General features: G+C 48.6%; 25 protein-coding genes. 5 read left to right on the top strand and 20 right to left on the bottom strand.

Annotated elements, in window-relative coordinates; genetic code table 11:
• The first annotated feature begins 20 nt into the window (after window positions 1–20).
• On the top strand, window positions 21–662 hold the full coding sequence (locus B0X71_RS06595) for an acetoin utilization AcuB family protein (protein ID WP_077588667.1): 642 nt from the start codon (window positions 21–23) through the stop codon (window positions 660–662).
• Window positions 638–1,816: an acetoin utilization protein AcuC gene (locus B0X71_RS06590; RefSeq protein ID WP_077588666.1), complete on the top strand. Its 1,179-nt coding sequence runs from the start codon at window positions 638–640 to the stop codon at window positions 1,814–1,816. The genes B0X71_RS06595 and B0X71_RS06590 overlap by 25 nt, the downstream gene beginning before the upstream one ends.
• A 12-nt stretch (window positions 1,817–1,828) precedes the next feature.
• Here B0X71_RS06590 and ccpA read toward each other — a convergent pair whose 3' ends face one another.
• The 12 genes from ccpA to B0X71_RS06530 all read right to left on the bottom strand — a co-directional run bounded on the left by ccpA (window position 1,829) and on the right by B0X71_RS06530 (window position 13,600).
• Window positions 1,829–2,827 carry a catabolite control protein A gene (gene ccpA, locus B0X71_RS06585; RefSeq protein ID WP_077588665.1) on the bottom strand — a complete coding sequence of 333 codons (999 nt, stop codon included), beginning with the start codon at window positions 2,825–2,827 and terminating at the stop codon, window positions 1,829–1,831.
• Window positions 2,828–2,911: 84 nt separating this feature from the next.
• Complete coding sequence (locus B0X71_RS06580; RefSeq protein WP_077588664.1) at window positions 2,912–3,997, bottom strand: bifunctional 3-deoxy-7-phosphoheptulonate synthase/chorismate mutase; 1,086 nt, start codon at window positions 3,995–3,997, stop codon at window positions 2,912–2,914.
• Between the two features lie 332 nt (window positions 3,998–4,329).
• Window positions 4,330–4,659: a bacillithiol system redox-active protein YtxJ gene (ytxJ, locus tag B0X71_RS06575; RefSeq protein ID WP_077588663.1), complete on the bottom strand. Its 330-nt coding sequence runs from the start codon at window positions 4,657–4,659 to the stop codon at window positions 4,330–4,332.
• Window positions 4,660–4,674: 15 nt separating this feature from the next.
• The gene (locus B0X71_RS06570; RefSeq protein WP_077588662.1) at window positions 4,675–5,430 is read right to left on the bottom strand and encodes a YtxH domain-containing protein; all 756 of its coding nucleotides are present in this window, start codon (window positions 5,428–5,430) and stop codon (window positions 4,675–4,677) included.
• A 33-nt stretch (window positions 5,431–5,463) separates the two neighbouring features.
• Window positions 5,464–5,952, bottom strand: a complete 489-nt coding sequence (locus B0X71_RS06565; RefSeq protein ID WP_077588661.1) for a DUF948 domain-containing protein — start codon at window positions 5,950–5,952, stop codon at window positions 5,464–5,466.
• 323 nt (window positions 5,953–6,275) lie between these two features.
• Entirely contained in the window at window positions 6,276–7,589 is a 1,314-nt protein-coding gene (gene murC / locus B0X71_RS06560) for a UDP-N-acetylmuramate--L-alanine ligase (protein ID WP_077588660.1), read from the bottom strand.
• Window positions 7,590–7,701: 112 nt separating this feature from the next.
• Window positions 7,702–10,068: a DNA translocase FtsK gene (locus B0X71_RS06555; protein WP_077588659.1), complete on the bottom strand. Its 2,367-nt coding sequence runs from the start codon at window positions 10,066–10,068 to the stop codon at window positions 7,702–7,704.
• Between the two features lie 4 nt (window positions 10,069–10,072).
• Window positions 10,073–10,681, bottom strand: a complete 609-nt coding sequence (gene ytpR / locus B0X71_RS06550; protein WP_077588658.1) for a YtpR family tRNA-binding protein — start codon at window positions 10,679–10,681, stop codon at window positions 10,073–10,075.
• Window positions 10,678–11,493 carry a DUF1444 domain-containing protein gene (locus B0X71_RS06545; RefSeq protein WP_077588657.1) on the bottom strand — a complete coding sequence of 272 codons (816 nt, stop codon included), beginning with the start codon at window positions 11,491–11,493 and terminating at the stop codon, window positions 10,678–10,680. Before B0X71_RS06545 ends, ytpR begins: the two co-directional genes overlap by 4 nt.
• A gap of 62 nt (window positions 11,494–11,555) precedes the next feature.
• Window positions 11,556–11,870: a thioredoxin family protein gene (locus B0X71_RS06540; RefSeq protein ID WP_077588656.1), complete on the bottom strand. Its 315-nt coding sequence runs from the start codon at window positions 11,868–11,870 to the stop codon at window positions 11,556–11,558.
• Window positions 11,871–11,939: 69 nt separating this feature from the next.
• Window positions 11,940–12,482, bottom strand: a complete 543-nt coding sequence (locus tag B0X71_RS06535; RefSeq protein WP_077588655.1) for a DUF84 family protein — start codon at window positions 12,480–12,482, stop codon at window positions 11,940–11,942.
• Window positions 12,483–12,526: 44 nt separating this feature from the next.
• The gene (locus tag B0X71_RS06530) at window positions 12,527–13,600 is read right to left on the bottom strand and encodes a M42 family metallopeptidase (protein WP_077588654.1); all 1,074 of its coding nucleotides are present in this window, start codon (window positions 13,598–13,600) and stop codon (window positions 12,527–12,529) included.
• A gap of 150 nt (window positions 13,601–13,750) precedes the next feature.
• Between B0X71_RS06530 and B0X71_RS06525 the strand changes: the two genes are divergently transcribed.
• Window positions 13,751–14,065 (top strand): PepSY domain-containing protein, encoded by a 315-nt coding sequence (locus B0X71_RS06525; RefSeq protein WP_077588653.1) that lies wholly within the window; start codon window positions 13,751–13,753, stop codon window positions 14,063–14,065.
• Between the two features lie 225 nt (window positions 14,066–14,290).
• Here B0X71_RS06525 and B0X71_RS06520 read toward each other — a convergent pair whose 3' ends face one another.
• The 5 genes from B0X71_RS06520 to pepV form a co-directional block, all read right to left on the bottom strand.
• Complete coding sequence (locus tag B0X71_RS06520) at window positions 14,291–15,145, bottom strand: YtnP family quorum-quenching lactonase (RefSeq protein ID WP_077588652.1); 855 nt, start codon at window positions 15,143–15,145, stop codon at window positions 14,291–14,293.
• 12 nt (window positions 15,146–15,157) lie between these two features.
• A complete protein-coding gene (gene trmB / locus B0X71_RS06515; protein WP_077588651.1) occupies window positions 15,158–15,814 on the bottom strand; it encodes a tRNA (guanosine(46)-N7)-methyltransferase TrmB in 657 nt (218 codons plus the stop codon).
• A gap of 22 nt (window positions 15,815–15,836) precedes the next feature.
• Complete coding sequence (gene thpR / locus B0X71_RS06510; RefSeq protein ID WP_077588650.1) at window positions 15,837–16,382, bottom strand: RNA 2',3'-cyclic phosphodiesterase; 546 nt, start codon at window positions 16,380–16,382, stop codon at window positions 15,837–15,839.
• 113 nt (window positions 16,383–16,495) lie between these two features.
• Complete coding sequence (gene dat, locus B0X71_RS06505; RefSeq protein WP_077588649.1) at window positions 16,496–17,350, bottom strand: D-amino-acid transaminase; 855 nt, start codon at window positions 17,348–17,350, stop codon at window positions 16,496–16,498.
• 18 nt (window positions 17,351–17,368) lie between these two features.
• Window positions 17,369–18,739: a dipeptidase PepV gene (gene pepV / locus B0X71_RS06500; protein WP_077588648.1), complete on the bottom strand. Its 1,371-nt coding sequence runs from the start codon at window positions 18,737–18,739 to the stop codon at window positions 17,369–17,371.
• Between the two features lie 287 nt (window positions 18,740–19,026).
• On the opposite strand from pepV, the gene B0X71_RS06495 reads away from it, so the two are divergent.
• A complete protein-coding gene (locus B0X71_RS06495) occupies window positions 19,027–19,248 on the top strand; it encodes a DeoR family transcriptional regulator (protein WP_077588647.1) in 222 nt (73 codons plus the stop codon).
• 175 nt (window positions 19,249–19,423) lie between these two features.
• On the opposite strand, the gene B0X71_RS06490 is transcribed toward B0X71_RS06495, so the two are convergent.
• The 3 genes from B0X71_RS06490 to B0X71_RS06480 all read right to left on the bottom strand — a co-directional run bounded on the left by B0X71_RS06490 (window position 19,424) and on the right by B0X71_RS06480 (window position 22,473).
• Entirely contained in the window at window positions 19,424–19,858 is a 435-nt protein-coding gene (locus B0X71_RS06490; RefSeq protein ID WP_077588646.1) for a GNAT family N-acetyltransferase, read from the bottom strand.
• 284 nt (window positions 19,859–20,142) lie between these two features.
• Complete coding sequence (locus tag B0X71_RS06485; RefSeq protein ID WP_077588645.1) at window positions 20,143–20,856, bottom strand: pseudouridine synthase; 714 nt, start codon at window positions 20,854–20,856, stop codon at window positions 20,143–20,145.
• 9 nt (window positions 20,857–20,865) lie between these two features.
• On the bottom strand, window positions 20,866–22,473 hold the full coding sequence (locus tag B0X71_RS06480; RefSeq protein ID WP_077588644.1) for a putative polysaccharide biosynthesis protein: 1,608 nt from the start codon (window positions 22,471–22,473) through the stop codon (window positions 20,866–20,868).
• 127 nt (window positions 22,474–22,600) lie between these two features.
• Here B0X71_RS06480 and B0X71_RS06475 point away from each other — a divergent pair, with 127 nt between their 5' ends.
• Entirely contained in the window at window positions 22,601–23,872 is a 1,272-nt protein-coding gene (locus B0X71_RS06475; protein ID WP_077588643.1) for a BaiN/RdsA family NAD(P)/FAD-dependent oxidoreductase, read from the top strand.
• Window positions 23,873–24,360 lie beyond the last annotated feature (488 nt).

The raw sequence follows: 24,360 nt of genomic DNA, 5'->3' as shown, positions 1-24,360 counted from the left end.
CATAAGGGAGTGTAATGTGAATGCTGCTGGAAGAAATCATGGCTACAGAAGTGCATACGTTAAGTCCTTCTTCTACTGTGGAAGATGTATTAAAACTGTTCAGAGAAAAACGGATCCGTCATGCACCGATTGTTGACGATGCTAAGAAAGTGATTGGCGTTATAACAGAACGCGACTTGAAAAATGCGCGTTTTAACTCTGCTGAACCTGATGATATCAAAAGTATTTATGATGTGAAAGTGGAAGAAGTCATGACGAAAAACCCGATCACCGGGCATCCGTTGGATTTCGTGGAAGAATCGGCGCTTATTTTTTATCAGCAGAAGATCGGCTGTCTTCCGGTTGTATCGAACGGCCAGCTTGTCGGTTTTTTCACAGAAACGGATCTGCTGTACAAGTATATTGAACTGACTGGTGCACATCAGCCGGGTTCCCAGATTGAAGTGCGTGTGCCAAACCGGGCTGGAACTCTCTATGAAGTTTCCAAAGTGCTTTATGCACATCATGTGAACGTTCTAAGTGTCCTCGTATACCCTGATAAGGAAAATGAAGCCAACAAAGTTCTGGTCTTCCGCGTCAAGACGATGAATCCGCTGGCAATCATTGATGATATCCGAAAAGAAGGTTTTGATGTCCTATGGCCAAACATTCCGGGAATATAGAAACAAACGAAGCAGTGTTCATCTATTCGGAGGACCAGCTCGGCTACAAGTTTTCCGATACGCATCCATTCAATCAGAAGCGCCTTGTCCTTACTGTGGATCTGCTCCTTGAAATGAATGCGCTTTCAGAAGAACAATTTGTTCCTGTCCGTGTAGCAACGGATGAAGAACTTCAGCTGGCTCACGATGAACGCTACATTGAATTTGTCAAAAAAGCCGGACGCGGCGAAGTGACACCGGAGGCAGGTGAAAATTACGGCATCGGCACAGAGGATACGCCGATGTTTCCAAATATGCATGAAGCTGCCGCAAGACTCGTTGGCGGCACGCTGACGGCTGTCGATCAGGTCATGGAAGGCAAAGCACTTCATGCGCTTAACCTCGGTGGCGGGCTGCATCATGGCTTCAGAGGAAAAGCATCCGGCTTCTGCATATACAACGATAGCACAGTGGCGATTAAATACATGCAGCAAAAATATGGCGCCCGGGTTCTGTACATGGATACAGATGCCCATCATGGTGATGGCGTGCAATGGAGCTTTTATAATGACCCTTCTGTCTGTACCGTTTCTATCCATGAAACAGGCCGTTACCTGTTCCCCGGCACCGGGAATATTACAGAACGCGGAAGTGAAAAAGGGTATGGGACCTCCTTTAATTTTCCGATTGATGCCTTCACTGAAGATAAATCGTTCTTGGAGACATACCGGACAGCCTTCAGAGAAATCACCGCATTTTTCAAACCGGATGTCATTTTAACGCAGAACGGGGCAGACGCACATTATTTAGATCCGCTTACCCATCTGTACGGCACGATGGACATCTACCGGGAGATTCCAAAACTGGCTCATGAATTGGCTCATGAATTCTGCGGAGGCCGCTGGGTTGCGGTTGGCGGAGGCGGTTATGATATTTGGCGGGTCGTCCCCCGGGCTTGGTCGCTTCTGTGGATGGAAATGAGCGGCTTCCCATTGCCGGAGGGCAAGCTCCCTAAAGAATGGCTTCAGCGGTGGCAGCCGGAATCTCCGGTGCCTCTCATTGGAACATGGAACGACCCTGCCGATCTGTATCAGGCTATTCCCCGTAAAACGGAAATCGAAGAAAAAAATCAGCAAATGCTTGAAAAAGCCCTGTACATGATAAGAAACGCCTGAAAGCTAATGCTTTCAGGCGTTTCTTGTGGAGCTGCGCTCTTCAATTCGATGCGGTAAGATCACTTGCGTCTCTTCCACTTCTTCTGCATTCATCAGCTTTGTCAGCAGGCGCATAGCAACTGCACCGATATCATACAGCGGAAATGCGACTGACGTCAGACGCGGTCTGACCATCTGGGCAAGCTTTGAGTTCTCGTAACTGATCACTTCCACCTGCTCAGGGACCGTGAATCCATCTTCCTGTACTGCATGAATCAGACCAATGGCCAGCTCGTCGCTTCCAGCAAAAAAGGCTGTCGGTTTTTCCTGCTTTGTTTGCTCGTACGCTTCCATGCCTTCTTCATAAAAATTATCCGTTTCCACCACCAGGTTTTCGTCAAAAGGAATGCCTGCTTCCGCCAGCGCCTCTGTATATCCTTTCAGCTTATAGTCCTGATTGATGTTCGACGTGAATGGTCCTGAAACAAAAGCGATTTTCTTGTGACCGTTCGCCGTCAGCCTGCTCACAGCTTCATAAGCAGCCTGCCGGTAGTCAATGTTAACAGATGCTACTGCAGCACTTTCTTCGACCGAGCCGGCCAACACAATTGGCGCACTTGCCCGCTCCATATCCGCACGCAGTCCTTCTGATACGCGTTCGCTCATAAATACGATTCCATCGACTTGCTTTCCAAGCATGGTTTCAAGCAACTGGCGTTCTTTGTCTTCATTTCCATCCGAATTCGACAGCAAAATATTATAGCGGTACATCGTTGCGATATCCTCGATGCCGCGTGCCAATTCCGCATAAAAACTGTTTGCGATATCCGGAATCACCACGCCCACAGTCGTTGTTTTTTTGCTGGCGAGCCCTCTTGCAACTGCATTTGGACGGTAGCCGAGCTCTTCAATAACACGGAGAACCTTTTTGCGTGTCGCCGGCTTCACATTATGGTTACCGTTCACGACACGGGACACCGTTGCCATTGAAACATTCGCTTCTCTTGCTACATCATAAATAGTGACAGGCATGGGTTCGCCTCCTTTCTTTTACTGTTACTATCATACGATACACCTATTTACCTAATCAACAGAAAAAGCCGGTGAGGACCGGCTTTATCTGTTCATCTCATATTGTTTCATGAATTTCATCAAAGAATCGTAGAATTCATCGAATTGTCCGAGATCCATTTGCTGCTGTGCGTCTGATAATGCGACAGCTGGATCCGGGTGAACTTCTGCCATAACGCCGTCTGCTCCGATGGCGATTGCCGCTTTTGCAGTTGGCAGCAGCAAGTCACGACGGCCGGTTGAATGGGTGACATCGACAAATACCGGCAAGTGCGTCTCCTGTTTCAGGATTGGCACAGCGGAGATATCCAATGTGTTCCGCGTTGCTTTTTCATACGTACGGATTCCACGTTCACAAAGGATGATCTGATCGTTGCCATTCGCGATGATGTACTCAGCCGCATTGATGAATTCATCAATTGTAGCTGCCATCCCGCGCTTCAGCAGAACCGGTTTATTGGTTGAACCGACAGCTTTCAGCAATTCAAAGTTCTGCATGTTCCGGGCACCTACCTGAATAACATCCAGGTAATCGAGTGCTTCTTCCAGATGACCCGGTGTCACGATTTCAGTCACAACAGCGAGCCCCTGTTCTTCCGCTGCTTTTTTCAGGATTTTGAGCCCTTCAAGGCCAAGCCCCTGGAAATCATAAGGAGAAGTACGCGGTTTATAGGCACCGCCGCGAATCAATTTCTGCCCTTTTTCCTTGATGGCCTTTGCGACAATTTCAACCTGATCATACGATTCGACTGCACAAGGCCCGAAGATGAATGTCGGCTTCCCGTCACCGATCCGCTCGCCATTCACTTCAACGACTGTATCTTCCGCTTTTTTCTTTCTTGAAACGAGTAATGCTTTCCGCTGCTCTTTTTCCTGAACGTCCAGAGCGGATTTGAAAATCTCTTTGAAAAGATGCTCCACTCTTGGCTGTTCAAGCGGGCCGTCATTATGCTCTTTCAACAAATTCAGCATATCGCGTTCCCGAACCGGATCGAAGCGATTTACACCTTGTTTCTCTTTCACTTTCCCGATTTCCCGTGCCACAGCCGTACGTTCATTAATCAGGCTGAGTATTTTGAGATTCAGCTCATCCACTTTTTCTCTCAGTACATCCAATTCAGTTTGACTCACTTTGTTCTACCCCTCTCTCCGGATCTGTTAACAATCCTTAGATGTGTATAAGGGCTATTATATGGAACTTAACCTGAAAAGTCACGCTATTTCTTTTACGCTTCAACGCGCGAAAGCGTTTGTGTAAAAGGCTACCCGGCTCATTCTTCTTTGTTTTCACCTCTTCTTCTTCGCCGTAGTGTTCAGGCACATAATATCCCCACAGAACGCACCACCGCTCAGAGAAGGTGAAATCGCTTGCTCCTATGCAGACTCATCGCCTAAAAGAACCACAGAACAGGCTGTCACAGAAGATCAAATGTGCATTGATCTTCCGGACAGCCTCAGGTCCGTCAAGCGATAAATTCTTTCATCGCTTCATCGGTAATATCTTTATGCGATTTGTTCCAGTCCACCCGTTCTTCGTAAAAATGGAATACTTGGGGCGACTCATGTTTAATGCCTGTAATTTCCGCAAGCTGATTGGATAAGTCCCGGTCTTCCTGAACGATGAGGAACAGGAAGAGCTGATTCGGGTGCATGGAAGCATACTCTCCGTATTCGTTCCATGCAGCTGCCGATATCGGACACGTATTGCTGTGCTTCATCAGCCAGAACGACTCGGTATCTTGCGTAAATCGCTTGAATTCGTCTAAATTCCGGACTCGAATAAAGTTTTCCATACGACCCTCTCCCGCTTACTTCTTTGAATTAGCGTTATTGTTATTGGAACCAGTCGACTGATTTTCGTCCTTTGCTTCCTCAACTGCTTCTTTTAGCGCGCTCGCTGTAGAAGTGAACCCTTCAGGACCTTTTTTTGCTTCTGTATTCTCGAGGCGAACTTCCACTTCCTCAACTACTTCCACTTGTTCTTCACCCTCGGATGAAGCGGTCCCATCATCCATTGGGGACTGGCTGCTGCCTGCCATGTTTTTCACTTTATCAACTACTTTAGATGACTGATCTTTCAGTTTAGACGACTGATCTTTCAACTGCTGCGACAGTCCGCTTCCTGATTTCTCAGTGCTTGAGCTGCTGTCTGATGCTGCTTTTTCTTTCACTTTCGAGACTTGGGAATTCAAGTCATTGCGCAGTTCTTTTCCTGGCTTCGGTGCCAGAAACAGCGCTGCTGCTGCTCCAGCTACACCGCCGATGATGGCGCCGAGCAGGAAGTTACCTGAACCGGAGCTGGTGTTATCTTCGAATTCGTACAAGTCATCATATGGATTCACTCGCGTGCGCTGATTGTAAGAGTAGTTCGCATTCTGACCATAGTCCTGCGGGGAATAACCCTGCTGGTTATATCCGGCGCCCTGGATCGTTCCTTCGTCCGTACCGCCATAATTCGGCGTATTACGCACCCCTGTATGCGCACCGTTCTGCGAATAAAAGTCATTGTTGTATTTCGCACCATTATATGTGCGGTCATTATTTCCTGAATTATTCTGTGTCATATTTCATTCCTCCTATTTGAGATTAGTTAAGTATTACTTGCTTTCCGGAAGGCGTTTCTGGCCAGGGACTGGCGATGAATAAGCGGTTCCGGTGCTGCTTTCGTATGTTTTCCGCTCTTTCCACTTGTCCCGGATTCCAAGTGCGACATTGCTCCACTGAACAACTTGCGCAATCTTTTCCTCATTTTGTTCAACCTGCGCTGAAACTGTGGTCGTAATTCGCCGCACAGTGGAATTCAGATCTGTTACAGAATTCCCTACTCCCTGCACCGCATCCACTACTGTGTTCAGCTTCTCGGACTTATCCTGTATGTCCTCTGTGAGTTCGTTTGTCTTGTGAAGCAAATTTGTTGTTTCGAGCATGACGCCCTGCAATTGGTTTTCCATACCTGCTACTGTATCGGCCACTTCTTTCATGGTGTTTTTCAAACCGACGAGCAGCATAGCAAGCCCGATACATGCTGCTAAGAATCCAATTGCGGCTACAAGTGCAGCTATGTAAAGCAATATTTCCCAATCCATCCTGTTTCCTCCTTCGTCTTAATATGTTACGTCTATACTACTTTTTGTACCCCTAGTCCCTTTGGAATAAACACAGCCTATTAAAGTTTTCTTGCCGAAAACAATAAACGCTTGAAAAACAGCAGCGGGCTGCAGTTAATCGCAAAGCCGCTCCGGTTCACATGTATTGCCGGCTCAGGCAGCACATGGGCCGACTTCCAAACACGGAATTCTCCTCTCATCAGCGGTTTATTCCGTCAGTCTGCAACGGGCACAAAAAACTGCAGACTTCCTCATTATAAATGAGGAAATCTGCAGTCACAACTGCTTCTATAGAACCAGGATCAGACGGATGAACGCTGAGCGATCTCCTGTTCGAATGCACGCTGGAACTTTTGAACGTCTCCAGCTCCCATGAACAGAAACACGGCATGCTCATGCACAAGGAGCGGGTCCATGTTTCCCAATTGCAAAATGGCGCTTCCTTCAATTTTGCTGCTTAAATCGCTGATCGTTAATTTACCGGTGTTTTCCCGGGCAGAGCCGAAAATATCGCATAAATAGACCTGGTCTGCTCCTGACAGGCTGTCTGCAAACTCCTGAAGAAACTTTTGAGTACGCGTATACGTATGCGGCTGGAAAATCGCCACCACTTCCCGGTCGGGATATTTCTGTTGGGCGGATTGCAGCGTCGCTTTAATTTCTGTTGGATGATGCGCATAGTCATCAATCAATATCCGGTCACCAAGTTTTGTTTCTGTAAACCGGCGCTTGACACCGCCGAACGACGACAATTGTTCCTGAATGACAGCGGATGGAATGTTCTCGTAATGACATAGCGCAATGACTGCAAGGGCATTCATCACAGTATGATCACCGAATTGCGGAATGAAGAATGTTTCAAAGAACTCATTCCGGACGACAACGTCGAACGTGGTCCCTTCCGTCGATTTCCGGATATTTACTGCCTGAAAATCATTTTCCGGTTCCAAGCCATAGTAAACTACCGGAACCGGTGCTTGGATACGCTGGAGATTTGCATCATCCCCGAAGGCGATAATACATTTTTTCACCCGCTGTGCCATTTCCTCAAACGCATTGAATACATCTTCCACATCGGCAAAATAGTCCGGATGATCAAAATCGATGTTGGTCATAATTGCATAATCCGGTTCATAGGCAAGAAAATGCCGGCGATATTCGCATGCTTCCAAAACGAAAAACCGGGAGTCCGCCGCCCCCTGCCCCGATCCGTCTCCAATGAGGTAAGATACCGGCTTATATCCCGCCAGCACATGGGCCATCAAGCCCGTGGTAGACGTCTTCCCGTGTGAACCGGTCACAGCAATGGAAACGTAGTTTTTCAGCAGTTCTCCAAGGAACGTATGATAGCGGATCACTTCTGCGCCCAGTTCCTTTGCCTTCACCAATTCCGGATGATCATCCGGAAACGCATTTCCTGCAATAATCGTCATATCGCCGGTCACATTGGTTTCATCAAACGGCAAAATCGTGATTCCCCGTTTATGCAGCAGTTCTTCTGTAAAAAAGTATTTATCGATATCCGACCCTTGGACTTGTTCGCCCATGTCATGCATGATTTGTGCCAGTGGACTCATGCCGGAGCCTTTGATACCGGTGAAATGCAGTACTTTCATGATGTAAGCCTCCTATGGAAGGTGAAAAATTAATTTTTCTATTAAGCAGTTCAATAACCGTCCTATTATAGCATCATTGGCCGGCATGAAGAAAGCAGGACAGCGGGCAACCTCAGAAAATCTCTTCCAGTTCCTCTTCCGTCATCAGGACGTCCCGTGCTTTGCTTCCGTTTTGTTCTGATACAAACCCATATTGCTCAATCAGATCCATCAGGCGGGCTGCCCGATTATAACCGATATGGAATCTTCGCTGCAGCAGTGAAGTGGAAGCGCTCCCCTGGGATAGAATAAAGCGGCATGCTTCTTCAAACAAATCATCCTGCATGTCAGGAGAAGCAGCATTCCGGACTAATTCATCTTCTTTGAAAAAGTAATCCGGCTGCCCTTGTTTTCGCACATGGGCGATGACTTCTTCGATCTCTTCATCCGTTACATAAGTCCCCTGCAGCCGGACAGGTGCGGACATGCCGTTCCCGAGATACAGCATATCCCCTCGTCCAAGCAGTCGCTCCGCCCCTTGTGCATCCAGAATCGTTCGGCTGTCAACTTGCGAGGAAACCGTAAAAGCGATGCGCGTTGGAATATTGGCTTTGATCAATCCTGTAATCACATCAACGGAAGGCCGCTGGGTCGCGACAATGAGATGGATACCGCAAGCGCGCGCTTTCTGGGCGATCCGGCAGATGGCATCTTCCACTTCTGCCGGCGCCATCATCATCAAATCCGCCAGTTCATCAATGACAATCATGATATACGGCAGCCGTTGGACATAATCGCCTTTTTCTTCGACCAGCTTATTAAAACGCCCGATATCCCGCACACCGGCATGAGCAAACAATTGATAGCGTCGCTCCATCTCGCTGACCGCCCATTTCAGGGAAGCGGTCGCCGCTTTTACATCAGTAATCACTGGGCTGATCAAGTGTGGAATATTATTATAAGGTGCAAGTTCCACCATTTTGGGATCGATCAGTAAAAGCTTCAGCTCTTGCGGCGTTGCCTTGTATAGAAGGCTGATCAGGAGCGAATTAATACAGACGCTTTTCCCCGAGCCTGTCGCACCCGCAATAAGGCCATGCGGCATTTTCCTGAGATCGGCAGTTACCGGGCGCCCCTGCAAATCCAGTCCCAGGACTGCTTCAAGCGGAGACGATGCAGCCTTAAATGCGTCGCTCTCAATAATTTCAGAAATCCGGACAGGACGGGAAGTCCGGTTCGGAATTTCAATTCCAATGGAACTTTTTCCGGGGATTGGTGCCTGGATCCGAATATCTTCTGCAGCAAGAGCCAGTTTCAGATCATCTGCCAGATTGCGGATTTTACTCACCTTTACTCCATTTGCCACTTTCAGTTCAAATTGCGTAACTGCCGGCCCCTGCATGATATCGATGATTTCTGATTTCACCTGGAAATGCGATAGTGCTTCAATCAGTCTGCGCCCCTGCTGGGCCATCCACTGCTCGTCTTTCATATCGCTTTCCGGCGGTAATAGCAACCTGCTTTCCGGAAGAGCATAATGCGACGGACGACTGGCCGGCTGTGTCTCTGGCCGGTGCGTTTGCTGCCTAGTCGGCTGCGCCGTTTTTGACGCATTTTTTTTCTGAAGCCGTTCCCGGTCTGACTTCAGCATCAGAACATTAAACGGCGCCGATTTTCCGCGGGAAGAACCGGTGACGGCACGTGCGGGTGTCTCCTGTTCTGCTATCTTCCCGTTCAGGGCATCCGCTTGCTGTTCCTGTTCTTCTCTATGTATACCATTTTCTTCTGACAAAGAAACCAGCGGTACTTCCGAATCTTGCATCTGTTCGGCAACGGGTTCGTCAGAAGCTGCTTTATGACTCTCAACTGTTATTGTTTCATCCGGGTCCGCTATTTGTTTATACACCGGATTCGCCGGTAACTCATTGCCGGCTTGAACAGCATCCGATCGCGGTTCTTCATCAAGCCAGACAGGCTTCTTCTGCAGGTGTTCATTGACCTGCATGGATTCCTGGATAAGCTTTTGATTCACCGGTTTCTGTTCCTCAAGCGGTTCACCGGCCGGTTTCACTTCCTGAGCGGTACGCGGCTGAAAACCGTAGACAGGGGATGGCACGCGGGTCGGCCGGTACCGGGGATTCGGCACTGGCTTACTTTGCGGTGAAACCGCAGTCATGCCCGGACGCACCGGTTCATAAACGGAAGATGAAACTTTTTTGACCGGTTTTGGGAGCTTTACAAGTTTAACCGGTTCAGCAGCAGACGGAACCGGTTGAGGAACCGGCTGCTCCGGCGGTGTGTCTATATAGTTCACCCACTCATTTGAAGACATACTGAACGATCCAGGCTGCTCTCCATATAATTCCTGATCTGAAATAAGCGGAAACCGGAATGGCGGCTTAATGCCTGCCGTTTCTCCTTCCGGTTCCCGGAATTCCTGTTCCGGTTCATCGGCATCCGATACAAACAACCGGCTCCATAGATCTTTAATCCACTTCATGCAATCAGCCCTTTACCGGAAACGGTGTTCCGACTTCAGCATCTTCCGGAAGTACCAAAATTCCTTTTTCCTGCGGGGCATCGGGAATGGCAAGTTCTTTTGCCGAACAGATCATTCCGCTTGAAGCGACACCGCGCAATTCAGCATCCTTGATCACCAGTCCGGAAGGCATGACGGCGCCAACTTTGGCCACTACCACTTTTTGTCCCGCAGCCACATTAGGGGCACCGCAGACAATTTGCAGTTCCGCGTCACCTGTGCTGACTTGGCAGACACTCAATTTATCTGCATTCGGATGTTTGTCAAGACTCTTAACGTAACCAATAACGAATTTCGGGGTTAAATCGACTTCAAGTGTATAATCCACATCATTTTGATTCAATGCATTCTGAAGGCCGGAGAGCAGTTCCTCGGTAAGCTCGACACTCCCCTGCGCATCCAGCGGCACATACTGGGATGCCCGGAACAGGTTGAAACCGGCCAGCTGATCGGCTTCATCCCTGATCGCTGTTACATCACCTGACGTTTCTGCACGGAGCGGATCCGGCGCTTGGTCCTGAAGCCGGACAAGCAGGACATCCCCGACTCCTTCTTTATTATAAAAAGCATTCATTTTGATCCATCCTCCTTTGGCGCTCTGTTCTTCGCCATGATGAAAATCGGCTCCAGAACATCATTTTCATAGACGAATGATAAGGATGTGATCGGCACTTTGCCTTCTGTGAAAAAGTGCATAGCCATTTGTGCGAGCACATCATAACCGGTCTCATTTCGGATATCCCCGACAATCAGGACATCCTGATGCGGAACCGATACCGTCATATCGCCTTCAATCTTTTCCCGCATTTCTTTCAGAAACGAATCATTCAGTATGCGGGACGCATCGTATCCATCATTTTCATTCATAAAATAAAACAGATTGCCGGCAACTTGATCTTCCTTCAGGGAAACAGGGAGTTTCCGTACCTGGAACCGGGCAATTTCCTTTGCCTGTTCAGCTGTCAACTGTAATGAACTTAACATATTTTCATCAATTAAGCGATAGGCTGTGCCGCCATCCAGCGCATAAAATATGCGTGTTTCCGCTGTATGATCCGTGGTGATGAACGCATGGCCTTCCTTGGATTCCAAAGGAAAAGAAGTAGAACGGATAACCGGGAAAATGTTCATCGACTCCGGCAATTCCCCTCTCATTTCCTTCTCCATCGCCGTAAACGTCTCTCGAATCGTATATGCCACTTCATCGATGACTTCTTCGCCCCGGTTGTCTGTTTTCGCAGCAACGGATCCCAGTGACAGGGTCATTCCTTTGCCCAGAGTGTTATGTTCAATCCGAACTGACTCGTGTTCTCGATCATAACTCCAAGTGAGCGGCTGTTCATCCAGCCGCTTTTTCAACTCAGCCAATACTTCAGCTGTCTTCATGGCTTTCGCCCTCCTTGTTCAAAAATAAACGGTTCAGCCTCCTCAGCCGAACCGTTCACTACTTATTGCAGACTGTCCAGAAACGCTTCAATTTCTTCTCGTGTTTTTCGGTCCTTACTGACAAATCGCCCGAGTTCCACCCCATCTTTAAATGCGATGAAGCTTGGTATGCCGAAAATCCCCAGATCTCCACATAAATCAATAAACCGGTCCCGATCCGCTTCGGCAAACTCGTATTGCGGATACGCCGCTTCAATCTCCGGAAGAACCGGTTCAATCACACGGCAATCCGGACACCAGCCTGCTGTAAACAGCACGACGGCCGGGCCTTCCGCTTTTATCGTATTAAACTCTTCAATCGATTTTAATTCTCTCATAAGATTTGACTCCTGTTAATCAGTTTGGGTTAGGCAAAATCACTTTATGCTATGCTGCATGAAACTATTTTAATGCTCATTGACGCGAGTTGCAACTGCCTCGCTGCGAAATTGATACTGACCGATCAGCAGACGGACGACATGTTCGAACATACTTTCCCTGTTCACGAGTCCGGCTGTCAGGACACCGACAGCACCTTTATGTCTGCGGATGCCCGCTTCATTGGCATAATTGTCCATGACCGGCCCCAGTTCCTCGCCGGCCTGCACTCTCCTGGCAATCTCTTCAGGAAGCGGAATCCTTGCACCTCCTGCTGTTATTACCGGGCCGTCATGCGAAGCAAGTGCCCCCCAATTGCATAAGTACAGCACGCCGCCTTGTTCCTGTACGCCGCCCTCGAGCCCGATTGCCAGATCGGCTCCGGTTTGCCTCAATGCAGTTTCAGCCCGGTTCACCGCACCCGAAAGTGTCTCTTCATCAGAGCGGGGCTGTTCAGATACACCGGATGGCGTTTCGACGCCCGAAAGTTGAATGGAAGTCGAAAGATTTTGCAGGACTGCTGCAGCAGCGTTGATTTTGGCCGGGTTTTTTGATGCAACAACAACTTTCACTTGGTTTCCCCCTATTCAAAAAAGAGCCAGAACGGCTCTTTTATTCAGCCGTTCTGACGGATTGTTTCAACTGTTGTGCGGTCTGCCGCTTTTACCAATTTCACAAGCAGCTCTTTTGCTGCGGCATAATCGTCCGTGTGGATAACCGATGCAGCCGTATGGATATAGCGGGAACAAATTCCGATCACCGAACTCGGCACCCCATCATTTGACAGATGGACCCGTCCGGCATCCGTTCCGCCGGCGGATACGAAGTACTGATATGGAATATTGTTTGTCTCCGCCATATCAAGGATAAATTCCCGCATTCCCCGGTGTGTGACCATGCTGCGGTCGAGAATGCGCAGAAGCGCACCTTCGCCAAGCTGGCCGAATTCATTTTTATCACCGGAAGCATCATTTGCCGGGCTGGCGTCAAGTGCGAAGAACAGATCCGGATCGATCAAATTCGCTGCAGTCTGAGCCCCGCGCAATCCGACCTCTTCCATGACGGTCGCCCCTGAGAACAATTTATTCGGCAATGTCTCACCCTGCAATTCTTTCAGCAATTCGATGGCGAGCCCGCAGCCATAGCGGTTATCCCATGCTTTTGCCATGATTTTCTTCGGGTTTGCCATCGGTGTGAAGGAACAAACAGGTACGATTTGCTGGCCCGGACGTATGCCGAACGATTCCGCTTGTTCCTTGTCGTCGGCACCGATATCAATCAGCATATTTTTAATATCCATCGGTTTATTGCGGACTTCATCACTCAGAAGATGAGGCGGAATCGATCCGATAACCCCTTGGATTTTACCGCTGTTCGTGACGACTTCCACCCGCTGTGCCAGCATAACTTGACTCCACCAGCCGCCTGCCGGCTGAAAGCGGATCATGCCATTGTCTGTAATCGACTTCACGATAAAGCCCACTTCATCCATATGGCCCGCGACCATGATGCGCGGTCCGTCTTCCTGCCCCGTTTTCACCCCGAAGACACTGCCCAAATTATCCTGGATGACTTCATCTGCATATTTTGAAAGGTGCATTTTCATGAATGTCCGCACGGCATGCTCGTTTCCCGGTGCTCCGGGAAGTTCAGTTAACGTTTTAAATAAATCCAGCGTTTCAGTATTCATGCTTTAACCTCCTATGTACGTTTCCATCTTCTAGTGTAGCCGCTTTTTCAGAACATTTCCATCATCTTATTGCGGCACCCGAAAGAAAGTTTCGCTGAACTCCCCCGGTGTGTTACAATTATCACCAATAAAAAGCGGGAGGGACACCTGATGAAGACAAGTGATATTTTTTTGGGAACAGCAGCCGGCGCTGCAGCCGGTTTGCTGGTTAAAGAAATCTACAGCCGGCAGGATGCGAAATATGCTGCAGAACGCGTGCTGAAAGATGTAAAAAATGCATTTAAAGCTGAAGGGCCGATTGACGGTTCATGGATTGTCATGAATCCGGAACCGTATAAGCAATATGCTGTAGAAACAGATGTCTACCGGGGCGGTATCACTCGTCATTCCGATGGTGAGTTGGAACAATTCGAGTTTCTGGCGGATGCCTATACCGGCGCGGTGCTGAATGTAAAAAAAGTATAGTCACACATTATGAAAAGGCGCTGCCTGGAGTAACTCCAGGCAGCGCCTTTTTCATGAAGCAATGACCAGTCGAAATCATAATGCAGATACAGTCCTGAATCACTTCATAATTTGGATCTGTTAAAGAACAGTGTTGATTTTTTACTACAAAAAATATGGAGCAAAAAGCGGAAACGCCTACGGGAAAGCGATGTGCTGAAAATCAACAGCGATATTTAACATAGCTTATAATTTAAGTTCTTTCCTTTTCACCGATTCCACAATTTCTTTGCCATCCGCTGTCCATTTGACGATACGGTAAAAGCCATCGTGGTAGAAGCTGAAATAATAGCCGCCTTCGAGACCTTCTTGCAGAAGTTCTTCTTTAGCGAACACCGATGTCATCGGATAATCATCATATGCCAATACCCACAGCGGATTCTGGTGGGCATGCGTCGGCATCAGATCCGCCATATGGAGAATTGTTTCTCCTCCGGCCTTGATTTTCATAACGGAATGGCCGTTGGAATGACCACCGGTATGGATCAGGGAAATCGCTTCATCCAGATCAAATGTTTCTTCAAACGGGATCACCTGATCCTGAATCGGCTCCCAGTTTTCCTTCCAGTATGTGTTGCGGGAGCGGATATTCGGCTGGCGCATTTCATCCCATTCCGTCCGGGAAACATGGATTTCCGCATTCGGAAATGCTGAAACGAAGCTGTCCCCGACTTTTTTTGTCAGGCCGCCTGCATGATCAAAATGCATATGCGTCATAAGGATAACATCGATGTCTTCAGGTGTTAAATTCAACTCAGCCAGGCTGTCCTCGAGCTTGGACTGATCCGTCACTCCGTAATTCCGAAGCTGTTTGTCATTCAGCTTCCCGGTGCCCGCTCCTGATTCGACCAGAATATTCCGTCCGTCTTTCTGGATCAGAATCGGATCACAGCGCAATTCAATCTGGTTTTTATCATTCACCGGATATTTCCGGGACCACAGCGGTTTTGGCACAACACCGAACATGGCACCCCCGTCCATGAACGTATCGCCGCCATTCAGCCATGTCAATGTCATTCCGTGAAAATCGAACTTCTCCATACCCATTCCCCCTTATGATGAACGCTTCGGATATTTCGCCTCCAGCCGGTAAATCGGCTGGCCTTTCTTCGAGAACTTTTCTTCATATTCTGTCATGACGTTGCCCTCCGGCTCATTTGCATGCAGATCGAGTGACACATCCTGCAGAATCAGGCCGTATTGTGACATGCTGACAAGTGAATATTCAAACAGGCCGCGATTATCCGTCTTGAAGTGAATCTCCGCTTCTTCCGGCAGAATCTGCTCGTACAAGTCAAGAAAATTTTCATGGGTCAATCGGCGTTTGGCATGCCGGTTCTTCGGCCATGGATCTGAGAAGTTCAAGTACACTCGGCTGATATCGCCTTTGCCGAAGAAATCACTCATATCCTGCGCATTCACATTAAGCAGCCGCAGATTCGGCACTTCCTCCTCCTCGTCCAAAATCCGCTCGAGTGCAGATAGCAAAACGCTGTCGTATAATTCGATGCCGATGTAATTGATGTCCGGATTGGCCTTTGCCATGCCAAGTACAAACTGGCCTTTCCCCATACCGACTTCGATGTGGATCGGATGCTGATTGCCGAATACCTCATTCCATTTGCCTTTATGGTTCTCCGGCTCCGGAATCACGATATTCGGATGGTCACCGATGACAGCACCGGCCCTTGGTTTATTGCGTAATCTCATACAGCTTTCCTCACTTTTACTTTCATTTTGATGCGTTTTCACTTAATTCGTAAGTCCGGACCGCTTCATACCGGGGTCTCTTGTCTAAATGAACCTGAAAGAGCGAAAATTCGCTGACAGTGAATCGCTCGATCCCAATCGTAAGCGGTTCTGTAAGCGGGTCGTTGCCTTTCCATTTTTTCGCGAGCGTGATATGCGGCACAAAAGGACGTTTATCTGGCCGCAGGCTGAACGGTTCGAGCGCCGCTTCCACTTGTCGCTGAAGTTCCCGAAGATGCGGATTTTCCTGCACATCTGCATAAATGACACGCGGAGTTGCCGGGTTGCCGAAGGTACCGGCTCCGCTGACGGTCACTTCGAAAGCAGCCATATCGACCGCTTCCAGTGCCTGCAGCACATCCGGTAATTCATCGTTCGGATCCGCGCCGATATAAACAAGCGTAATATGCAGATCTTCGGCCGGCGGAAGCTGCTTATGTGATCGAAGCCGCCAGCTGTCCCGCTGCAGCGCCAGACTGGCTGCCGTCTCTTCCGGCAGCCGGATCCCGATAAAATAATGACTGGACATAAAAATCACCCGCTCTCAGTTTATCATTTGTGTCTCTGTCATAACAAATTCAAACAATTCCAATTCCTGCAGTATGTAAAAAACCGGCTCCTCTACGGGAGCCGGCGACCATTTCACGCGAGTGCCGATTCTTTCAATCCCAGTCTCCGTTCAAATGCTTGCTGAAGTCTCCGGGTTGTTTCACCGGGAGTGCCGTCTCCAATAGGCTGAGCATCCAACACGGTCACCGGCAGCACTTCAGCCGTCGTTGAAGAAATGAACAACTCATCCATTGTATGTGCGGCCTCTTTGGTAAATGCTTTTTCCTCAAATGGAATCCCGAGTTCAGCGCATACCGCAATGATTTCCCGGCGGGTAATCCCGTTTAAAATATGATTATCCGCAGGATGTGTGTAGATTACACCATCTTTAATGCCGTAGACATTCGAGGAAGATCCTTCCGTAACCGTCTCCCCCCGGTGCAGCACAGCCTCATAACAGTCATTTTCCATCGCTTCTTGTTTTGCCAGCACATTGCCGAGTAAATTCAGACTCTTGATGTCACAGCGCAGCCAGCGGACATCTTCGACGAATTTTGCATGGACGCCGTTGCGCATAAGCTCAATTGGGCGTTCCATCAGTTTTGTATAGCCTGTCAGCACCGGTTGACCCTGTTCCGGGAATTGATGCTGACGCGGTGAAGCTCCGCGGGTGATCTGCATATAAACATACCCGTTTATGACTTCATTGGCTTCCACAAGTTCATGGACCATTTTTTGCAGAACATCTTTTGTATATGGAATGACAAGGCGGATTTTTTGTGCACTCTCGTAGAACCGATCGATATGTTCTTGTCCGGTGAACAGATCACCTTCATAAATCCGAATCACTTCATAAACGCCATCGCCAAACTGGTAGCCTCTGTCTTCTTTTGAAATATTCACTTGTTCCTCTTTAACCAGCTGATCGTCCAATAAAATCCAATTCATCCGCATTGCCTTCTTTCATCATTTTTTGCAGGCCAGCTCATAAATCGCTTCTGCATAGATTGCTGTTGCTTTCACCAGGTTCTCAATATCAACAAATTCATCCGGCTGATGGGCTACATCCGCTTCCCCCGGGAAAAGCATACCGAACGCGACACCTTTATCAAGCACACGGGCGTATGTGCCTCCGCCGATTGCAAGGAGCTCGGCGGTTTTTCCCGTTTGCTTTTCATATACACGCTGAAGCGTGCGGATAAACGGGTCATTTTCATCTACATGATGCGGCAGGGAATTCGATTTAATATCCAGCGCAAACTCAGCCGGCACAAAACTGTGGATCCGCTGATCGAACGGGAACGTCACCGAATAGCGGAAACTCACTTCAACTGTACCGATACTCCCGCGCTGATAGCGGATTACACCGGGATTGAGTGTAACATCTCCGGATGCTTCATCGGTGTAATTGAAGCCAAGGGCACGGCCTCTTGAATCCCCATAAAAGGAGTCAGTCAGGAATCCGACAAAGCGCTGCCCATCATCCGTCAGTTTCCCATTCAAATAAGCTGCGAGAATGAGGCCGGCATTTTTACCGTCATCCGGTTCCATGGCGTGTGCCGACTTTCCGTGGGCGGTCAACGTCACGATATCATCCGTTTCCGCCACTTCCCCTGTTATCCCTTCCGCTTCGCAGAAATGCCCGAATGACTCTCGGAATTCATCTGCAGTCCCTTTCAGTACAGCGACCGCTTCATCCGGCACCATATTCGTCCGCTCACCTGAACGGAATGAAATCAGCCTATCCGGCCGTTTCAGCCGCAATTGGGAAAACACAAGACCTGCAATGCCTTTTTCCGCATTGATGATTGGAAAATCCGCATCCGGCGCAAATCCGGTCCCCGGCATTTCTTCCGTTTCGAAATACCGGTCCATGCAGCGGAATCCGCTTTCTTCATCTGTTCCAATAATCAGCCGGACCCGCTTATCAAACTCAGCTCCTGATTCCTTCACCATCTGTAACGCTGTCCAGGCTGCTATCGTTGGCCCTTTATCATCAATTGCCCCGCGGCCATACAGCCGGCCATCTTCTTCAGTCCCTGCAAAGGGCGGCTTCGTCCATCCGGTACCGGCCGGCACTATATCGACATGGCCGAGAATACCTACTAGCTCATCGCCTTCGCCCGTTTCAAGATGCCCCGCCTTATTGCCTGTATTTTTCGTGTGATAGCCGTTTGACCGGCCCTTCTCTAAAAACCAGTCAAGAGCCTGTTTCACGTCTTTTCCGAATGGAGCATCTTCTGCAGGATCTGCCAGTACGCTCGGAATCGACAATAGCTCTTTCAATTCACTGATCATGTGATCTTTTCTTTTCTCTGCCTCTTTCTGCCAGTCCATGCGTCACTCCCCTTATTGATAACGTTATTCTACACGTTTTCCCTAAAATTTAAAGACCATTCCTGCAAAATTCAGCAAAGTCATTGTAAATGTTCAGTTAATTTTGCCTAAATGATAGAAAAGTCACAATCATTGATTTATAATAAAGTTGTCAGACAATAGGTCTGAACGATTAATTAAACAAAAGGAGATGTCTAAAGGCAGAACTTACCCGGTTTCGCACCTTACTCATTTACCGTCCGCTAGTCATTGCCTCAGGAAAAAAGATGAAGGAGTGATTTACGCTTATGCAATCACCGACTGACCGAATGCTCATTCGTATTAAAGACATGTATCGCTATATTCTCGAAAACGGGACCGTTACGACACAGGATTTAGTGGATGAGTTCGGCATCACTCCCCGCACAATTCAGCGTGACCTGAATGTGCTCGCCTTTAACGAACTGGTAACCAGCCCGGCTCGTGGCAAATGGACAACGACGAAAAAGAAAGTGAAAATGACATCTTAAAACTGAAAACGATAGCATGGAAAGATGCCCAAGATTGAATAAATAGGTTCCGTTTCTAGGGCAGCATGCAAACGTAAAACGATCGATCACCGGCTGGCAAATGAACCGGTGATCGTTTTCGATTGGTTACTGTGCAATAAGGCGTGAACTGCATACCGGTCCTCAGTAAGGAGAATTACAGATCCATTTTCATTGTCACGGTATTTGGGAGAAAGCCCATCTTCTCGTATAGCCTGATCGCAGTGTTGCCGGCTTTTACGCTCAGCCGCACTTTCGTCAACCCCTCCCCTTTGAAATGGGAGATGCCGGCTGCCATCAATTCTTCCCCGATCCCTTGACCTCTGAATGCTTCAAGGACAAAAAGCTCATAGATGAAACCGACTCGCTGACCGGTGAGCCGGTCTTTACTTGTTCCGAGAAGAATCCATCCTTTTATCCCATCCTCTGCTGCCGCAAAATAAAAGCCGCCCTTATCCAGAATAAGTGCAACGAGCTGCTCTGTTTCCTCACCCGTCGGTTGCACTTCCCCTAAAGTGCCTTCTGACATCGCTTGCGGAGTAAGATGTAAAATAGTTTCCAGTTCTGATACTTCCGGTTTTCGGATCTCCATTTGTATAAATCCCCTTTGCTCTTGTACCCCTTATTAAGCTGTCTACAGTATAGCAATAGTTTTAGAGTACCCGAGGATTTTCTGTTAAAGAGAACATTCTAGCAAAAGTAAGTCTGACATCTGTTTACACCGCGTATCTCTTGCAGCATGGCTGTTTCGGCCCGTCTACAACATTTGCGGAAACAATAAAAAACAGGTCCCCGATTCGCCATGAATCGGAGACCTGCCAGCTGACCCTCTATTTTTTTATGGCAGAAAGCAGAATCCATCAGCGGCCGGTGCAATCATTCTGTCTGCTTCAGGCGCTGCAGCTCATCTTCTGTCAAATGCCGGAATTTCCCTATCCCAAGTGCCGGGTCGAGTGCCAGCGTCCCCATAGACAGCCGCTTCAGGTAAATCACTTCCTTGCCGCGGCTTCTGAACATTCGTTTCACTTGATGGAACTTCCCTTCTGTTATGGTCAGTTCCACTTCCGATATGCTGTCGCTCTTCAGGATACGGAGAATCGCCGGCTTTGTCACATAACCATCCTCCAGCATGACGCCTTCGCTGAATGCCTCTCCATCTCCTGCTGTCACTTCTCCATCAATGCGGGCAAAATAGGTTTTGTCCACATGTTTTTTTGGAGACAATAGCTCGTGGGCCAGCTGGCCATCATTCGTCAGCAGCAGCAGCCCTTCCGTGTCTTTATCAAGCCTGCCCACCGGAAACGGCTTAAAATTGCGTTCTTCCGGACCGAGCAGATCGACGACAGTCCGGTCACGGTTGTCTTCAGTCGCGGAAACCACGCCCGGCGGCTTATTCATCAGCACATAGATGAATTCAACATACCGGACAGGTTCTCCATTCACTGTAATTTGGTCACTTTCCGGATCAACATGGCTTTTCGGGTCTTTAAGAACTGATCCATTGACCTGGACCGCACCGGACTTCAGCAGCGGCTTCACTTCTTTGCGGGAACCAAACCCCATATTGGCCAGAAACTTGTCAATCCGCATAATGCCCTCCTAAAATCCGAATTTGCGAGTCAGTTTCGTCAGACGGTCACCAAATAATCGCTGTGCAAGCCCGGTCTGCAATCCGAGAAACGCATAAACAGCTCCTCCTGCCAGGCCGACGATCATGATTCGGAGGATGGCTTGAAGTTTCGAATCGAGCGGGATGATGAGATCCACACCTATTAGTGCCAGTGCCGCTGCTGCAGCCATTGCAGCTGTCAGAATCCCGATCAGCAGCACCCTTCTGAGAACGATCTTTGATTTATAATTCAAGACGGAATAAATCACAGCCATGTTCATCACAATAGCGGCACTGTAGCCTACCATCGTGGCTGAGATAGCGCCATCCACTTCCCAAAGCCGGACGAACGGAATATTCAAAAGCAGCTTCAGCAGGAGTCCGGTGCCGAGATTAATCACAATCCATTTTTGGCGGTCAATTCCCTGCAATATGGCCGCCGTCACAGGGAACAGACTGAACAGAACAGCCGCCGGCAAATAAGATGCCAAGATCGCTGAACCAAATTCGCTCTCTTCATAAAACACCATATACAATTCATCAGACAAAATCATCATACCAGCCACTGCCGGCAGCGTCAGAAACATCAGAATCTGGAATGTCTGATCCAATGTGCGCGTCATCAGGCGCGGCTGGTCTGTTGTGAAGTACTTGGTGATGAGCGGAATGAGTGCCATCGAAAACCCGGTCGCCAGCATCACCGGAATCAGCACAAGTTTATGGGCGTTAAAATTCAAAATGCCCAGCATGACATCAGACACATCGGCATAGACCGATTCCGACATCGCTTCATTGAAGGTTAAAAGATCCGCAAACTGAAACAGCGGATTCGCACTGCCCAAAAAAATAATCGGCAATGCGTAGACTGCAATTTCCTTATACATGTCTTTCATGCCGATATTATGCGGCCGTCCCGATTCTTCCAGCAATTCATTATACTCCGGTTTCTTTTTCCGCCAGTAGTAATACAGGACAACAAGACCGCCGAGTGCACCGATAAACGCTGAGAAAACCGCTGCCTGAATGGCTGTTTCAGCACTTCCGCCGAGGAGATAAATAATAACAAACGCACTTCCCAAAAGGAACAAGATGCGCACAATCTGTTCAATGAGCTGTGACACGGCAGTCGGTGTCATAAAATTATAACCTTGAAAAAAGCCGCGCAACAGACTCATGAAGGGAACAGCGATCAATGCAAACGAGACCCAGCGGATCACATTCCGCACATCATCAACTGTGAAAATCTGTTCATTGTCTGCAATAATAATCGACGCCAACGGACCAGCAAGGGAAAACAGAATCAGAAACGCCGCAAACCCGGTTGCCAGCATCGCCATAAGACCTGACTTCAGCAGTTTCCTCCCTGTTTCATAGTCTCCAAGCGCGTTATATTTCGATACGAATTTTGAAAACGCCAGCGGTGCGCCGGCAATGGCGATTGACAGCATGAGGTTATATGGTATGTATGCATACATATAAAGCGCGATATTTTCTGCACCGACCAATGCATAGAACGGGATAACATACAAAACGCCCAACACTTTGGACAAAAAGAGCCCAATAGTCAGGATCGCCGTTCCTTTCATTAATGTTGACATGACCCACTTCCTGTTCTGTTGATTTAAAAACAATCTACCCGCTAGTTTACACCTGTTCTGCAAATCAATCAACGGCTGTCACCATGTCGTGTATAATGAAAATAAAAACAGAAAGAGTGATTGACTGATGTATGATGTGATCGTCATCGGCGGCGGTCCGTCCGGTCTGATGGCTTCCGCAGCGGCTGCACGCGCCGGAAGCAAGGTAATGCTTGTGGAAAAAGGTTCCAAGCTCGGCAAGAAATTGACCATCTCCGGCGGCGGACGCTGCAATGTAACGAATCGGCTGCCTTTGGAAGAAATCGTGAAAAATATTCCCGGAAATGGAAAGTTCCTGTACAGTCCGTTTTCCGTTTTCAATAACGAAGACATCATCGCCTTTTTTGAAGGGCTCGGTGTCCGGCTGAAAGAAGAAGACCATGGCCGCATGTTCCCGGTATCGGACCGTGCACAGGATGTCGCGGATGCCTTAGTCGGCGAATTGAAGCGGCTCGGTGTCGATATTTTATTAAAATCAAAAGTGAAGAAAGTGCTGATGGACGAAGAAACAGTCCAAGGAATCCGGCTGGAAAGCGGTGACGAATATACCGCCCGTGCCGTGATTATTGCTGTCGGCGGAAAAGCCGTCCCGCAAACCGGTTCAGAAGGCGACGGTTATCCGTGGGCGGAAAAAGCGGGGCATACCGTGACGGACCTGTATCCGACGGAAGTGCCGCTTCTCTCCAGTGAACCGTTCATCAAGAACCGGGAACTGCAGGGTCTTGCTCTCCGCGATGCAGCTGTCTCCGTGTTGAATAAAAAAGGCAAACCGCTCGTCACCCATCAGATGGATATGCTGTTCACCCACTTCGGCCTGAGTGGACCGGCTGTGCTACGATGCAGCCAGTACGTCGTGAAGGAAATGAAAAAAAATGGCGGCCAGCCCGTTGAAATCCGGATCAATACATTGCCGGAACATCATGCGGAATCCGCGTTTCAACTGCTGAATAAACAGATGAAAGACGAGCCGAAAAAAGCGGTCAAAAACGTCTGGAAAGGCATTGCGCCGGAACGCTGGCTGCTGTTCCTGATGGGTCAGGCAGGCATTGACCCTATAGATACCGGCGCGGAACTCGCATCGGATAAAGTCCGCATGCTCGCAGCCGGCCTCACCGGGTTCTCCCTGAACGTCAATGGCACACAGCCGATTGAAAAAGCATTTGTCACAGGAGGCGGCGTGTCCATAAAAGAAATCGAGCCGAAGACAATGGCCTCGAAGAAAAAACAAGGCCTGTACTTCTGCGGCGAAATCCTGGATATCCACGGCTATACCGGCGGCTATAATATTACAAGTGCACTCGTCACCGGCAACGTCGCTGGCCAAAGTGCTGGTGCGTATGCTGTACAGGTTAAAGCCTAGAAGCTTTATTAAGTTGGGAGGTTTCTCTTTACAGATAAGAGATCCGGTTCTCGAATACTTATCTTTTTGATTTAGCGTTACTTTAGACAAAAGTACAAAATTGTCATAGTTTATCTCGATGTGCTTTTGGGTCTATTTCAATTATTAATGTTAGCCACAAATTCTCTATCTGTCCCCTTCGCTGCGAAAACACTCGCTTGCCGCGGGCGGTACGCGAGCCGCTTCGGCTGTTCTGCAGCCTCCAGGGTCTCGCCTGTCCCGCTATTCCCGCAGGCGTCTAATGTTTTCGTGACGCTCTCTTTTTTTGGAGGACACTGCAGATATGACCAGTCTTGTTCGGAAAAGCTAACCCTTTTATTCATGCAAGCGCTGCCAGAAAAAGACAGGGAGAGAAAGCCAAAAAAGCAAGTACTCCTGTGCAAGCTCTTCCTAAACATATCAGGCTGCTGATCGCCCTCTTACAGGTGTCTCATGGGATGCTACAAATA

Origin of the sequence: Planococcus lenghuensis (assembly GCF_001999905.1) — a bacterium.
Taxonomy (GTDB): Bacteria; Bacillota; Bacilli; order Bacillales_A; family Planococcaceae; genus Indiicoccus; species Indiicoccus lenghuensis.
Note: the sequence above shows the minus strand (reverse complement) of the source record. Positions and strands in the feature narration are given on the sequence as shown.